This is a genomic window from Bradyrhizobium sp. U531, from assembly GCF_051710265.1.
Lineage (GTDB): Bacteria > Pseudomonadota > Alphaproteobacteria > Rhizobiales > Xanthobacteraceae > Bradyrhizobium.
Genome location: NZ_JASVEN010000002.1, coordinates 266,227 through 280,988, shown reverse-complemented (window position 1 = coordinate 280,988; position 14,762 = coordinate 266,227). Strand labels below are relative to the sequence as shown.

The following is a 14,762-nucleotide window of genomic DNA, read 5'->3' as shown; positions in this document are numbered from 1 at the left end:
TGACGAGGTCGGCTTCGTAGCCCGGATGAGCGCCAGCGACATCCGGGGCCTTGACACCCGCATATCGCTGCGCTCATGCGGGCTACGGGCTCACCGCCTCAACACCGCGATCGTCCTGTTCGCAAACGTCAATCGCTCCGCCATGACAGACACGAAATACGTCAGCAGCTTGTGGCTGAGCGCGGGGTCCTCGTCCCTGATCGCGTCGAACTGGTGCGTGTTGAGCACGTAGAGCACGCTGTCGACTTCCGCCTGGATCGTCGCGCTACGCGGGGTGTTCGAGACCAGGCCCATCTCGCCGATCGTGGTGTAACGGCCGAGGCTGCGCACGCGCGTGGTGCGATCGTCCTCGGCGGGGACCATGATGCCGACGCGGCCCTCGAGGATGAAGTGCATGGAATCGGCGGGGTCGCCGGCCTGCACGATGATTTCACCGGCCTCGACCTCGATGCGCTGGCAGCGGTGAACCAGCCTGTCGGCATCGTCCTCGCTGCCGAGAATCCGCGCGAACCAGTCATGCAGGCTGGCCTCTTCCTGCACCAGGCCCTGATGCTGGGAGATGATCTCGTTCTCGCACCATTCCAGCGCGCGATCGAGCTCCGGAATGATAGTGACGCCTTCGCCGACGAAGTCGCTGGAGCGTAGCACCTTTTCGGCGGCCTTCGACAGGTGCACCAGGATCAGCTCTACGCCGAGGTCGTGCGCGCTGCGCTTGATCTGGGCGAAGCTGTACGCGGCCGATGAATCCACGCCGGTGACGAGCTTGAAGTCGAACAGCAGGTAGCGGCATTCCGGACGCTCCTGCAGTAGCTGCTTGACGTGCTGGTAGAGCCGGTTGGCGGAGCCGAAGAACAAATAACTTTGCAGGTTGAGGCCCTGGATGCTGCCGCCATGCGCCAACAGCACCTCCAGGTCGTCTCGGGAGCGGTCGAGCGAGGACCGGTACTCCGAGCCGTCGAAACTGTACTTGATCGATTCGACCCGTGCGGCACTGAACGCGAACGTCGCGCAGCCGATGATCACGCCGATCAGGATGCCCGGCACGAAGCCCCAGGCCACGATGATCGCGATGATGGCGATCAGCGAAAGATATTCGAGCTTCGACAGCCGCTTGCGCGACTCGATGATCCATCTGTGCAGCTGGTCGGCGCCGAGATAGAGCAGCAGGCCGCCGATGACGAATTTCGGGATGAAGCCGAGCAGCTCCGGCGCGACCGCGAGCATCACGAGCGACAGTGCCGCGACGGTGAGGCCGGACAGCCGGCCGCGTCCGCCGCTGCTGAAGTTGAGGATCGAGCGGCTGATCGAGCTGCAGCCGGGGTAGCCGCCGAGCAGGCCGCTCAGCACGTTGGCGATGCCCGTGACGTTCAGCTCGCGCTCCAGATTGGCTTCGCGGTGCACCGCGACCTCGATGCCCGTGGTGTTGAACAGCGTGCAGCATGCCGTGACGAAGATGACGGCGACGACGTTGCCGATCAGGTCCGGCACGACGAACCAGGGATAGCTGGCGAAATCTTGGGTATGCCACGGCAACGTGAACACCGCCTGCGGCGGCGGCTGAAAGGTCCAGCCCAGCGTGCGCGCGCTGTCGAACGACACGCCGGTGATCCAGAACGCCAGATGCGCGGTGAGCACGCCGCCCACCAGGATGATTGGCAGCCCGAACGGGCTGCGCGACCGGTGCCAGGTGAGATACAGCACCAGCGCCATGGCGCAGGCGGCGCCCAGCTCCAGCAGCGTGGTGGCGTTGGCGAAATACGGCAGCGTCGCCAATTGCAGCGGGTGGTTGGTGATCACCCTGATCGCGCCGAGCGCGATGAGAAGTCCGGTGGCACCGAGGAAGCCGCCGACCACGGGATAGGGCACGTAACGAATGGCGCGGCCGAGCCGCGTCAGCCCCAATCCGCACAGCACCAGTCCCGTCAGCACCGTGGACAGGCCGAGCGTGATCAGCACCGGCGAGAGCAGCGGCACGGACGGGCCGGTCGCCTCGATGCGCTCGACCAGCGAAGCCACCAGAATGCCGGTCACCGCCGCCGTCGAACTGTCGGGCGCAGCCACGGCGAAGGGCAGCGAGCTGCACAGTGCGACGACGATCGCGAGCACCGCGGAGCTGACGAAGGTCGCGGTGATGCCGTAGGACAGGTAGGGCGACAGCGGGCCGGCGAAGATCAGCAGCGAATAGGACAGCCCGAAAGTGACGGTCAGGATGCTGGCGGCACTGCCGCCCATTATATCATTCAGCGCACGTTTGACGGCCGGATTGAAACGAGGGGCCGGACTGAAAGTAATTGCTGGATCGGTCACGCCGTTGCGCTCGCCCTGAAAAATACCGTCTGAGACGTAGACGACTACGGACTTAGCGCAACTGGATTTTTGTGACTGTGAAGCATCCGACAATGTCCCGCGGCGATTCGGTGCGAATCCCTGTTCACGACGTGTGAATGATCAACCGTGGTTGAGGAAAGGCGTAGACGCACTGCGATACACTCCGCCGTAGTCCCTGCGAGCGCAGGGACCCATAACCACAGGGAGTGGTTTGGCGAAGAACCGGCGTTCGGTACTACTGCCGACCACAACCGCGACATCACGCGGTATGGGTCCCTGCGTTCGCAGGGACGACGAGGAGGGAGCGCGCCGGCCCATCCACGTCATTGCGAGCGGAGCGAAGCAATCCAGAAATGCACCTGCGGATGCAGTCTGGATTGCTTCGTCGCTTCGCTCCTCGCAATGACGGCGTGCGCGGCGCCGGCCCGGCCTAAATCTTCAGCTCTTTGCCCGTCACGCGCCGATACGCTTCCAGATACCGCTTGCTGGTCGCCTCGACCACGCTGGCCGGCAGCGGCGGCGGCGGAGCGTCGCCGTTCCAGCGGCCGGCGCGGCGCTCGACGTCGAGATAGTCGCGCAGCGGCTGCTTGTCGAAGCTCGCCTGCGGCTGGCCGGGCTTGTAGGCATCGACTGCCCAGAAGCGCGAGGAATCCGGCGTCATCACCTCGTCGATCAGGATGATGCGGCCGTCCTTGTCGCGGCCGAACTCGAACTTGGTGTCGGCGATGATGATGCCTTGCTCGCGCGCCAGCTCCTCGCCGAGCGTGTAGATCGCCCGCGTCATGCTCTCGAGCGTATAGGCCGTCTCGTCACCGACGACGGTGCGCATCTTCGCGATGGTGATGTTCTCGTCGTGGCCGGTCTCGGCCTTGGTCGCCGGGCTGAAGATCGAAGGCTCCAGCTTCTCGCTCTCGACGAGGCCGGCTTTCAGCTTCTCGCCGGCCAGCGTGCCGCTGGCCGCATATTCCTTCCAGGCCGAGCCCGAGAGATAGCCGCGGATCACGCATTCGATCGGGAATACGGTGGTGCGCTTGCACAGCATGGCGCGGCCGAGGATCTCGGCGCGGTGGGCTTCGAGCGCCGGCACGGCCGCGATGATCTCGTCGGTGTCCGCGCTGATCATGTGATGCGGCACCACGCCTTCAAGCTCGCCGAACCAGAACGCGCTGATCTGGGTCAGCACCGCGCCCTTCATCGGGATGGTCTCGCCCATCACGACGTCGAACGCGCTGATGCGGTCGGTGGTGAGCAGCAGCAGGCGGTCATCGTCGACGGCGTAGATATCGCGCACCTTGCCGCGCCCGATCTTGGTCAGGGGCAGGTCGCTGGAGAGCATGGCGGTCATCGGCAGATCTTTCGCAAGGCAGTCTTTGGCAGGGAAGGCCAGGGCGTCCGGCCGTGCCCGATGGCCCGGCCGGAGACCGGATTAGCCTATTCCGGCAGCGGAATGAACTCATGTTCCTGCGGAACTGGCGCGAAGCGGCCGGTTTTCCAGTCCTGCTTGGCCTGCTCGATCCGCTCCTTGCTGGAGGAGACGAAATTCCACCAGACATGGCGTGGGCCCTCCAGTGCATCGCCGCCGAGAAACATCATCCGCGTGGGCTTGAGCGCCTTCACGGTGATGCGGTCGCCGGGCCGGAAGATCAGGAGCCGCGGCCCCTCATAACGTTCGTTCGCGATCTCGACCTCGCCATCGACGACATAAATCGCGCGCTCCTCATGATCGGGGTCGAGCGGCACGCTCGCGCCCGCCGCGGCCGTTACCTCGGTGTAGAACCAGGGCGACACCATCGACACCGGCGAGGTGATGCCGAACGATGAGCCCGCGATCACCTTCGCGGTGAAGTCGCGCTCGGAAATAACAGGCAGGTCGCCCGAGCCGTAGTGCTGGAACGACGGCGTGATTTCCTCCGACCCCGCCGGCAGCGCGATCCAGCTCTGCAAGCCCAGCATCTTCTGGCCCGAGGCGCGCTGCGTGTCCGGCGTGCGTTCGGAATGCGCGATGCCGCGTCCGGCCGTCATCAGGTTCATCGCACCCGGCGCGATCTCCTGCACATTGCCCTCGCTGTCGCGATGCATGATCGCGCCGTCGAACAGATAGGTGACGGTCGCCAGCCCGATATGCGGATGCGGTCGCACGTCCATGCCCTTGCCGGAAACGAACTGCACGGGGCCGAAATGGTCGAAGAAGATGAAGGGCCCGACCATCTGCCGCTTGCCATGCGGCAGCGCGCGCCGCACGGCAAAGCCGTCGCCGAGATCGCGCGTGCGCGGCACGATGACGAGATCCAGCGCGTCGCAGGACATGGGATCGCCGAGCACGGGATCGTTGGAGGGTTGCCAGCTCATGGTGGACTCCTTTTTCGCTTTCTTGAGCGCGAACCTAGCAGGAATTTGCGGCGTCGTCGCGACAAAGGCCGGAGGTGGATGTTGTGTGGGCAGCGCCACATCCACCGCTGTCATTCCCCGCGCAGGCGGGGAATCCAGTACGCCGCAGCCATCGGTTCAATCATTGCCGTCGCGGCGTACTGGATCGCCCGGTCCTGGTGCGCAATTGCGCACTGGCCGGGCGATGACAGTTGTGGGTGTCGCTTTAGCCGTGGACGCCCATGGTCCTTGAAAAAACATCCGCAACGAACGATGTTCGGCTGGTTTCAACTGCGACCGATCGCGCCACCTGATGACCCTAGCCGCAACCGAGCTTGCCTTCCGCGCTGCCAGCGTCGCATTGCTGCTGGTACTGGCGGCGTCATTGGTCGCCGATTTCCGCAATGTGCTGGCGGGGCGGCTTGGTGCGGCGCTCGCACTGGGCCTGGCCGCGCACGCGGTGAGCTATTCGGTGGGTGTTACATCGCGGATCCCGGTGTCACATGCGCCGCTGGTCGCGCTGTCGACCGGCAACATCGTGGTGTTCTGGCTGTTCACGCGCGCGCTGTTCGACGATGAGTTTCGTCTCCGCTGGTGGCACGGATGGGTCTGGGCATTGGTGACGGCGTTCAGCTTCGCAGGCTGCGTCTGGATTGCACCGAGCGGCCACGTCCGATTCTCCGTGACGGTGGTCAATTTGATCGTGCTCGGCTTCATCGCGCTTGCGATCGGGCAGACGATCGCCTCGTGGCCGGCCGACCTCGTCGAGCGCCGTCGCCGCGTTCGCGTCTTCATCGTCTGTGCCGGCGCGATCTATGGCGGGGTGAACGCGCTGCTTCAGATCTCCGTCGCAGGGACCCGCGTCGTCGACGCCGCCGATGCGATCAATGCCGGCGTTCTCGCCTGCATCGTCGCGGCCATCGCCTACGCCATGATGCGCGTCGATGCCAGCGATCTGTTTCCGCTGGAAGCGAAGGCTGCACCGGCGGTCGTTTTCTCGCCGCAAGCCACTGAAGACGCCGCCGATCAAAAGCTGATCGACGCCCTGATGCGGTTGATGGCGGACGAGCGGATCTATCGCCAGGAGAACATCACCATTGGCGTGCTCGCCGGCCGGCTGAAGATTCCGGAATATCGGCTGCGCCGGCTGATCAACCAGCGGCTCGGCTACCGCAACTTCAATGTGTTCCTGAACAACCACCGGATTGAGGAAGCCAAGGCCGCGCTCGCCGATCCCGCCCAGGCCGAGGTGCCCGTCATCACCATCGCCATGGACGCCGGCTTCCAGTCGCTCGGGCCGTTCAACCGCGCCTTCAAGGCGGTCACGGGCGTGACGCCGACGGAATACCGACGGCACAACACGAGCACGGCGTGACGCCCTTCGCCTCTCCCCGCATGCGGGGAGAGGCCGGAATTTGCGAGAGCAAATTCCGGGTGAGGGGGGCTCTCCGCGAACTCCACTCTGAGTGTCCTTGCGGAGACTCCCCCTCACCCCAACCCTCTCCCCGCAAGCGGGGCGAGGGAGCCTACCGCTGCCGTGACGGTGACCTGCTATCACCTTGAAATAACTGCTTTATTCCAGAATCGACCAGCCCGCGCCCAACTTCAGCCAGGCCATTTTCCAAATCCGGCGAGCGCTTCGCCGCCCATTCCGGCTTCCTCCCGGCAACTGCCCAGTCAGGAGAAAGCCAGTGACCCGCCGCCGCAAGATCATCCTCCTCACCACCACCATTATCGCCTGTGCCGGCCTCGCGCTGGGTGCGGCGCGCGGGCGCGACATGCCGAGGGTCGCGACCGGCTTCGTCGCGGATATCCTGTGCTCGGAGACATTTGTTTCCGGCCTCGATCCACAGCGCAATCTTGCCGAGACCACCGATGCCATGCCCGGCACCGGGCTGATCACCTGGGCGATGGACACCAGGGTCGACCGCGTCCGCAAGGACGTCACGGTGACGCTGTTCGGCCTCAGCCGCAGCCATGCCGTCTATCGCGAGGGGCTTGGTTGCACGCTCGAGCACGAAGCGGGGATCGCCGATGTGTCGGTGCCGCCGGATGACAGGCAGCCGGCGCTGCTGCCCGAGATCGCCGGCCCCGGGATCGTGCCGCCGCAAAGCCCCTTGCTTGCCGCCGCGCTCGACCGCGCCTTCACCGAGCCCGCGCAGCCGCCTTACCGGCGCACCCGCGCGGTGGTCGTGATGAAGTCGGGCCGCGTCATCGCGGAGCGATATGCTGACGGCATTGGACCGGAGACGCCGCTGCTCGGCTTCTCCATGACGAAGTCGGTGGTTTCGGCCCTGATCGGCGTGCTGGTGCGCCAGAGCAAGTTGAAGCTCGACGGAAGCGCGCCGATCGCCGTCTGGAAAGATCCCCGCGATCCCCGCCATGCCATCACGGTCGATCAGCTTCTGCGCCACACCGCCGGCCTTGCGCTCGGCAGCTCACTGGAGGCCTCGCTCGGCTCGGCCTTCGAGCCGGTCAATCGGATGAAGTTCGTGGAGCGGGACATGGCGGCCTATGCCGAGACCATTCCGCTCGTGACCGCGCCCGGTACCGTCTGGAATTACCACGACGGCAACATCCTGATCCTCTCGCATCTGATCCGTGATGCCTCAGGCGGCACGCCGGAAGGTGCGCTGCGCTTCGCCCGCCGCGAATTGTTCGCGCCGCTCGGCATGCGCCATGTCGTCCTTCAGCTCGATGGCTCGGGCACGATCGAAGGATCGAGCGAGATGCTCGCATCCGCGCGCGACTGGGCGCGCTTCGGCCAGCTCTATCTCAATGACGGCGTGGCGGGTGGAAGGCGCATCCTGCCGGAAGGCTGGGTGAACTATTCGGCGACCGCCACGCCGAACGCGTGGGTCGGCATCGGCGCCGGCTTCTGGACCAACCAGGGCGACAGTTTTGGCGCGAATCTCCGCACCACGCATGGCTGGCCGCGCGATGCCTTCTTCGCCAAGGGCACGATCGGTCAGTACACCATCGTGATCCCGTCGGAGCAGCTGGTGATCGTGCGGCTCGGCCGCTCGCCAAATGCCCCGCCACAGGCGGATGGCGTGTTCGATCTCGTGCGCGATGTCGTGGCCGCGACGCGCGAGAAGGGAAAATTAGCGGGGGTGGATTGAGAGGCGCGGAGCGAGCTTCTTCCTTCTCCCCTTGTGGGAGAAGGTGGCGCGAAGCGCCGGATGAGGGGTATCTCTCCTCGCGTTCAAATGAGAGTTGGACTCGCGGAGAGAACCCCTCACCCGGCTGCGCTTCGCGCATCCACCCTCTCCCACAAGGGGCGAGGGTGCACCGTCCGCGCTGCTAGAATATAATTACCTCCCCAGCTCCGTCGCCTTGGCCACGCGATCGAACCGCTCCAGCGTCATGATCGCGTCCGCGAATTTTTCCGCGCGCGCGTTCAGCACCGGCCGTGCCAGCGTCAAGAACTTCTGCTGCATCGCCTGCGCATCGGGGAACGAGTTCGGCTCCCCCGAGGGATCCGCATAGAGCCGCTCGTGCACGCCGTCATCGGTCGTGATGCTCACGCGCGCGCCGAAGGGATGGGTGCGGCCGACCTCGAGCCGGTCGTCCTGCACCACGTCGAACTTGTCGGCGAGCGCGTCGATGGCGGCATCGCCGAGGCGGTTGTAATCGTCCCAGCCGAACGAGCCCTGGTCGAGCGCGAGTGCGCCGGTGAAGAACATCGAGAACTGGCCGCCGACGATCGAGGTCGGATGCCGCTTGGTCGCGGCATCGCCGGTCAGCGTGATGCCGTTGCGATGCAGGCCGATCTCGACGCGCTTGACCTGGTCGGGTGTCAGATTGTGCTCGCGCCGCATCGCGATCAGCGCGTCGATGGCGGCGTGAGTGTAGCGGCAGCTCGGATAGGGCTTTACGCCGATCTTCATGGTCTCGTAGGTCTTGCCGAGCTCGGCGACCGCCTTGTCCGGATGCGCATCGTCGGTGTATCCGGCGAGCAGGCCATGCTTGCCTTCGACGGACTCGCTCGATCCGATGAAGTCATTGCGCGCGAGCGTTGCGGCGATCACGCCGTTCATCGCGGCGGCGCCGACCTGGTAGCGCTTGTTCCAGGCGCCGTTGACCAGAAACTGCAGCGAGCCTGCGGCCTGGCTGCCGGAGACACCGAAGGCCGAGATGAGCTGCTGCTCGGATAGTCCGAACAGCTTGCCGGCCGCCGCGGCCGCGCCATAGGTGCCCGCGGTCGCGGTCGGGTGGAAGCCGCGCGCATAATGCGAGGTCGGGTCGAGCGCGTTGCCGAGCCGGCAGCAGACCTCGTAGCCCGCGACGATCGCGGTCAGCACGTCGCGGCCGGAGGCGCCCACCATCTCGCCGACGGCGAAGGCGGCCGGAACCACCGGCGCGCTCGGATGCAGTGAGGAATCGGCATGGGTGTCGTCGAAATCGAGGGAGTGGCCGAGCGCGCCGTTGAGGAGGGCGGCAACCGCCGGCGTCCAGGTCTTGGTGTCGCCGAACACGGTGGACTCGCCCTTGGTGTCGAGCGCCAGCGCCTCCAGCATTTTCAGCATCGACGGGGTGGATTGCGCTTCGGATCTCGCCCGGATGGCGCTGCCGAGGAAGTCCAGGGTCAGCACCTTGGCACGCTCCAGCACCTCGGCCGGAATATCCCCGTATTTCAGATTGAAGACATAGGCGGCGAGCGTTGCGGTTTCGTGAGCCATCGTGTTTCCTCGTTTTGGCCGGCAAGTTAGGCGGGCTGATTTGGCCTTTCAAGCGGCCTTGGAGCCGCGGGTATCAGCCATGCTTTTGCTTGGCTTTACGTGGTTTGGACCGGATAGTCGGGCATGGCGTTCGCAGGGAAGGTGTTCGAGCGGATCAGGTCGCGGCGAACCCAATTGGGGCTCGCGATCCGGGTCACGGTCGCGGCGACCGCGGCTTATGCGATCGCCACCGCGCTGCATCTGCTGTTACCGCTCTGGGCGGTGCTGACCTCGCTGATCGTCACCCAGATGAGCGTCGGCCGCTCGCTGAAGGCGACGCGCGACTACATGCTCGGCACCATCGGCGGCGCGATCTATGGCGGCGCCATCGCGATCCTGATTCCCTATTCCAGCGAGGTCGGCCTGCTCGGCCTGCTGGTGCTCTCGGTCGCCCCGCTCGCCTTCATCGCCGCGATCAATCCGAGCCTCAGCGCCGCCACGGTGACGGCCGTGATCGTGCTGCTGGTTCCGACCATGCATCATTCCGATCCCATGACCTCGGCGATCGACCGCGTCAGCGAGGTCGGTGTCGGCGCGGTCACGGGCCTCCTGGTCTCGTTCCTGGTGCTGCCCTCGCGCGCGGTGCGGCAGATCCGCGCCGCGGCAGCGCAATTGCTCGAGTTGATTGCGGACGCCTTCACTGAATTGCTCGCGGGCCTCACGCGCGGCCGCGACAACGACGCGCTGCACCGGATCCAGGACGGCATCGGGACTGCGATGGTCGGCATGAACGCCATCGGTGCCGAGGCCGAGCGCGAGCGCGCCGCGCGGCTGTCGAGCGGGCCCGACACGGGCCCGCTGCTGCGCACCGTTCTGCGGCTGCGCCATGACGTCGTGATGATCGGCCGCGCCACCGTGGTGCCGCTGCCGGTCGAGGTGCAGATGCGGCTTGCCGCGCCGCTGACGGAGGTGTCCACCGTCATTGCGCGTTTCCTGCGCTCGGCGGCCGCCGCCTTGCGCGAAGGCGCGGGCGCGCCGCCGATCCATCCCGTCCACGTCGCGCTCCAGCACTATGCCGAGGCGGTCGCGTCCGTCCGGCAAGACGGACTGATCCGCGGCCATCCCGGCGATACCGCCGAGCGCTTCTTCGCGCTCGGCTTCTCGCTGGAGCAGATGCACCAGAATCTCTGCGACCTCGACCGCGTCGTCGGCGAATGGTCGGAGGCGGCGAGCAGCAAGCCGGCGCGCGTAGCGGAGTAATTTCTAGAGATCGAAGAACGCGAGCTGCGTCGCATCGCGGCGCGCGATGCCGTCGGTCAGCGCCTTCAAGGCGACGTCGAAAGACGGTTGCTGCTGCTCAAGCTCCCATGCGCCGTCATGATCCCATTGGAAGCATTGGCCGAAGCGTTCGCCGGGCTCGACATGGAGCAGCAGGCAGCGGCTGAGCTGCGACGGCTCGGCGATCGGCACGAGATGCTTCAGCGACACTCCATATTCCTTGCGGAAATAGGTGCAGGCTTCCTCGACCTCGTCGTCGGAATAGGCGATGAAGCCAAGGAGGTTGTGAAGCTGCTTGGTCAGCGCCTCGGGTGCATAGAAGCGAAGCTCCGAGGACGATTCGGGCAGTCGCACCAATAGCTCGGTCTCGCCGCGCTTCAGCAGGAATTTGCGATAATCATCGGGCAGCCGGACACCGAGCGCTTGCTCCACGGCATTGATATCCGCCTCGCTCGCCGGCGTGCCTTGCCTCCAGCGCCAGCCCTTCCTGGATGTTCCCGCCTTGCGCCGCGCTTCGTATTCGGCATAGCCGGGAAGCGCCATGATCTCCTCGTAGCCGCCGAACCGCGACCATTGATAGGCATCGTCAAAGGCCTCTTCCTGCCGCTCGGGGAAATAACCGCAGAGCAGCTCGGCGCGCTTGATGATGCGATCCTGGCTGGGGGCGATCTTGCACAGATGCTCGATCGTCTTCAGCGCGGCGTCGGGATTGCCGGCCTCGAGTTGGGCGTCGCTCAGCAATTCCAGAATGCGCCCTTCGAGATCGCCCTCGTAGATCGACCATGCATAATGCTGCTTCCCGGCAGCACGCCGCGCCAGCAGCGTGTCGCGCGCCTGCTCGGCAAGGCGTGCGGTCTCCGCCGCATCGAGCCCGGCAGAGCGGCTGCGGCGCGCGGCATGCCAGAGATACAACGGCTCGTGCTCGGCCGGGGTGCCCCTGAGCGCCTCGATCTGCGCTGCCTGCTCGGCCATCGGCGCGGCGAGCGCCAGAATCATCAGCTCGTCCAGGCCCTTCTGCCATTCCGGCTTGGCGGGCGGATCGGGCGGCAGGTCCCGCAGCGTATATTTGGTGTGGACGGTCTCGACATAGCCGGCCGCGACGAGATCGGCGACGTGACGGCGGAAGGCTGCGGCCGCGTCGGCAATGCCGGAGAACGTCTTGCGCAGGAATTCATCCGCGTCGGGATCGCCCTTCCAGTTCATGTGAACGCCGATCACCATCGGCTCGCTGCCGGGGATCAGCATCAATTCGCGATCGTCGTCGCCGGGGGCGCGATGGAAGAATTTTGCCAGATGCATGCGACCTCCGAACGCGCCGCCGGTATCGGGCGCCACGTCTCAGTCGCGCGCTCGGAAAGATCGGTTCATGGTTCGCGGAAGCGCTTGTCAGCGCGGCGGTGTACTGTCGCGCGCGTCAGAAGACGCTGCAGAACGCGACACTAGCGTCGCGCCAGGCCCTTGCTCTGCATGCGCCAGACCAGGAGGTCGATGCGGTCCTGGCCGAAGAACGGCTCGTTCTCGAACACGAAGGTCGGCACGCCCCAATGGCCGGACGCGGCGTGGTCCCTCTCGTTCTCCGTGATCACCCGCTCGTAGCGATCCGGATCTTTGGCGATCGCGGCGTCCATCGCGGCGAGATCGAAGCCTGCCTTTTCGGCCGCGCGCGCGAGATGATCGCCTTCGTTCCAACCGGCCACCGAGCCATCCCACAGCACGCGCGCAATCGCGTCGGTGAAGGCGATCGCGCGTCCTTCGAGCTGCGCCATCGCGCCGAGCCGGGTCAGGCGGTGGATGTAGGGCTGCTCGGCCGCGACATCGAAATTCGTCTTGTCCTGCACGATCGGATCGGGCCGAGGAAAGCGGAACGGAATGCCCTCGTGCTGCGCCACGCGCGTGCTGTCGAGCACCACGTAGCGAATGAAATTCGGGCTGGCCTTCTTGAAGAATCCGGGCACGCGCACCGCGAGCGGATAGACCGGCCGCAGGTTCACGGCGAGATCGTAGTCCTCCACGAGCTTCCGCGTCTTCGGCAGGGCCAGATAGCTGAACGGGCTGCGGAACGAGAAGAACAGGTCGACGGACAGCGTCATCGCGCGGGCTCCCCGATCCTGCCCATCATGCCGCGGGCGACGAGCTTGTGGAACGGCGTGATCAGCATGAGGTAGCTTCGGCCGAGAAAATTGTTTGTCTTCACCAGCGTGGTCAAGGTGACCTCCCGGGTCGCTGCGTTCCCGGCCACGTCGACGACAATGCGAAAATCGAGATGAGAATCGTTGAAGCCTGCGATCAGCCGCTCCGGTGTCTCGCTCAACACCGGAAACAGGCCGATCAGGCCGCCGGGCGCGGGCGCGCCTTCGCCTGACTTCTTCAGGCCGAATGGCGTGACGAGAATGTTGCGCAGGCGCACCAGCGCATCGACCCATCGTGGCCCGTTCAAGACCATCCGCGTGCAGGCCTCGCGGGCATTCACGCCGGCCGCGCCGACCTCGACGCGAAACGCATCGATGAACTGCGCGCCTGCCAGCACCGCGCCGGCGTCGACATTGGGGGTGATTTCGCGAACTTGTCCGGTCATCCCGCCAGTCTGCGCGTCAGCATCCGGAAGCGCAAGACCAGCAGGCCGGCATAGACGAAGGTCCCCACGGAGAAACCGACCCAGATGCCGACGGCGCTCAGCCCCGTGTGGAACGCAAGAATCCAGGCGACGGGAAAGGCGATGCCCCAATAACCGATTGCGGCGAACAGCAGCGTCATCCTGGTGTCGTTGATGCCGCGCAGGGCGCCGCCCATGATGGTCTGGAGGCCGTCGGCGATGAAGAAGGTGGCGCCGACCAGCAGCAGCGTCCCGGTCAGCGCCACCGTCGGCGCACTGGCCTCGCCGCTGCCGAAGAACAATCGGCCCAGCTCGTAACGGCCGAGGATGATGGCGAACGTCAGGGCCGAGACCAGCGCGATGCCGAGCACGGCTGCGACGAGACCGGCGCGCCTCACGGCGGCCGGATCGCCGCGGCCATAGGCGTGGCCGACCCGCACCGTCGCCGCCATGCCGATACCCAGCGGCACCATGAACAGCACGGCGGTAACCTGCAGCGCGATCTGGTGTGCGGCAATCGCGGTGGTCGAGATCAATCCCATCAGCAGCGCCGCCGAGGAGAACAGGCCATATTCCAGCAGAAGGGAAAACGAGATCGGCGCACCGACAGCGATGAGCTGCCGCATCAGCGGCCAGTCGATCCGCCACAGATGGGCGAGCGGCCGGTAGTCCACAAAGGGCTTCCGCCACGCGGCGATGGCCAGGGTCGCCAGGAACGTGCCGAGATTGACGATCGTGGTCGCAAGCCCGGCGCCGAACAGGTCGAGCTCGGGCAGGCCGAACAGGCCATGGATCAGCACGTAGACCAGGGCGGCATTGAGCGGAATCGCCGCGACCGTGATCCACAGCGGCGGCTGCGGTCGGTTCACCGCGCTCATCATGCTGCGCAGCGCGATGAAGCCGAGCGCCGGCGCGATGCCCCAGGCAAGGCCGTTGAGATAGCGCTGCGCCAGCGCCGCCGACCGCGGCACCTGTCCGAGCGCAACCAGGATCTGCTCGCCATAGAGCGGCGAGGCCATCATCGGCAGCGAGATCAGGAACGCGACCCACAGCCCGACGCGCAAGGAGTGGCGGACGCGTCTGACGTCGCCGGCGCCGAAGGCCTGCGCGGCCAGCGGCGACACCGCCGACATCAGTCCGAGCCCGAAGGTGAAGCTGACGAAATAGACCGTATGCGCCAGCGCCGCCGCCGCGACGGCGTCCTCGCCGAGCCGTCCGATCAACGCCAGATCGGTCGTGATCATCGCGATCTGCCCGAGCTGCGTCAGCATCAGCGGCACGGCCAGCCGCAACGTCTCGACAAATTCTTGCGCGAGATGATTTTGCGGCACGCCGGCTTGCGGCTGCGCACGATGTTCAACGCTGTCGAGCATGGCGGGTGCTTAGCACGGGCGAAGTGCCAAATACATGGCTCGTATTTTCCCTCTCCCCTTGTGGGAGAGGGTGGCTCGCCGCGATAGCGGCGAGACGGGTGAGGGGTATCTGTCCGCGAATCCAACTCTCATTCGAGACGCTGAGAGAACCCCTCATCCGGC

General features: G+C 65.8%; 11 protein-coding genes. 3 read left to right on the top strand and 8 right to left on the bottom strand.

Annotation, left to right across the window (positions count from 1 at the left end; all coding sequences use genetic code 11):
* Positions 1 to 90: 90 nt before the first annotated feature.
* The 3 genes from QRQ56_RS13210 to QRQ56_RS13200 form a co-directional block, all read right to left on the bottom strand.
* Complete coding sequence (locus QRQ56_RS13210) at positions 91 to 2,307, bottom strand: SulP family inorganic anion transporter (RefSeq protein ID WP_438740547.1); 2,217 nt, start codon at positions 2,305 to 2,307, stop codon at positions 91 to 93.
* A gap of 451 nt (positions 2,308 to 2,758) precedes the next feature.
* The gene (locus tag QRQ56_RS13205; protein ID WP_438740546.1) at positions 2,759 to 3,673 is read right to left on the bottom strand and encodes a phosphoribosylaminoimidazolesuccinocarboxamide synthase; all 915 of its coding nucleotides are present in this window, start codon (positions 3,671 to 3,673) and stop codon (positions 2,759 to 2,761) included.
* 86 nt (positions 3,674 to 3,759) lie between these two features.
* Positions 3,760 to 4,677, bottom strand: coding sequence for a pirin family protein (locus QRQ56_RS13200; protein WP_438740544.1), 918 nt, complete (start codon positions 4,675 to 4,677; stop codon positions 3,760 to 3,762).
* Positions 4,678 to 5,008: 331 nt separating this feature from the next.
* Here QRQ56_RS13200 and QRQ56_RS13195 point away from each other — a divergent pair, with 331 nt between their 5' ends.
* Both QRQ56_RS13195 and QRQ56_RS13190 read left to right on the top strand, forming a co-directional pair.
* Positions 5,009 to 6,070, top strand: coding sequence for a helix-turn-helix domain-containing protein (locus tag QRQ56_RS13195; protein WP_438740542.1), 1,062 nt, complete (start codon positions 5,009 to 5,011; stop codon positions 6,068 to 6,070).
* 316 nt (positions 6,071 to 6,386) lie between these two features.
* Positions 6,387 to 7,817: a serine hydrolase domain-containing protein gene (locus tag QRQ56_RS13190; protein ID WP_438740540.1), complete on the top strand. Its 1,431-nt coding sequence runs from the start codon at positions 6,387 to 6,389 to the stop codon at positions 7,815 to 7,817.
* A 192-nt stretch (positions 7,818 to 8,009) separates the two neighbouring features.
* On the opposite strand, the gene QRQ56_RS13185 is transcribed toward QRQ56_RS13190, so the two are convergent.
* Positions 8,010 to 9,377 carry an MmgE/PrpD family protein gene (locus QRQ56_RS13185; protein WP_438740538.1) on the bottom strand — a complete coding sequence of 456 codons (1,368 nt, stop codon included), beginning with the start codon at positions 9,375 to 9,377 and terminating at the stop codon, positions 8,010 to 8,012.
* Positions 9,378 to 9,500: 123 nt separating this feature from the next.
* On the opposite strand from QRQ56_RS13185, the gene QRQ56_RS13180 reads away from it, so the two are divergent.
* A complete protein-coding gene (locus QRQ56_RS13180; RefSeq protein WP_438740536.1) occupies positions 9,501 to 10,616 on the top strand; it encodes an FUSC family protein in 1,116 nt (371 codons plus the stop codon).
* Between the two features lie 3 nt (positions 10,617 to 10,619).
* On the opposite strand, the gene QRQ56_RS13175 is transcribed toward QRQ56_RS13180, so the two are convergent.
* From QRQ56_RS13175 to QRQ56_RS13160, 4 genes are all read right to left on the bottom strand, one after another.
* Positions 10,620 to 11,933: an SMI1/KNR4 family protein gene (locus QRQ56_RS13175; RefSeq protein ID WP_438740534.1), complete on the bottom strand. Its 1,314-nt coding sequence runs from the start codon at positions 11,931 to 11,933 to the stop codon at positions 10,620 to 10,622.
* Positions 11,934 to 12,073: 140 nt separating this feature from the next.
* On the bottom strand, positions 12,074 to 12,724 hold the full coding sequence (locus QRQ56_RS13170) for a 2-hydroxychromene-2-carboxylate isomerase (RefSeq protein WP_438740533.1): 651 nt from the start codon (positions 12,722 to 12,724) through the stop codon (positions 12,074 to 12,076).
* The gene (locus QRQ56_RS13165) at positions 12,721 to 13,209 is read right to left on the bottom strand and encodes a DUF2867 domain-containing protein (protein ID WP_438740531.1); all 489 of its coding nucleotides are present in this window, start codon (positions 13,207 to 13,209) and stop codon (positions 12,721 to 12,723) included. The genes QRQ56_RS13170 and QRQ56_RS13165 overlap by 4 nt, the downstream gene beginning before the upstream one ends.
* Positions 13,206 to 14,600: an MATE family efflux transporter gene (locus tag QRQ56_RS13160; RefSeq protein WP_438740529.1), complete on the bottom strand. Its 1,395-nt coding sequence runs from the start codon at positions 14,598 to 14,600 to the stop codon at positions 13,206 to 13,208. The genes QRQ56_RS13165 and QRQ56_RS13160 overlap by 4 nt, the downstream gene beginning before the upstream one ends.
* Positions 14,601 to 14,762 lie beyond the last annotated feature (162 nt).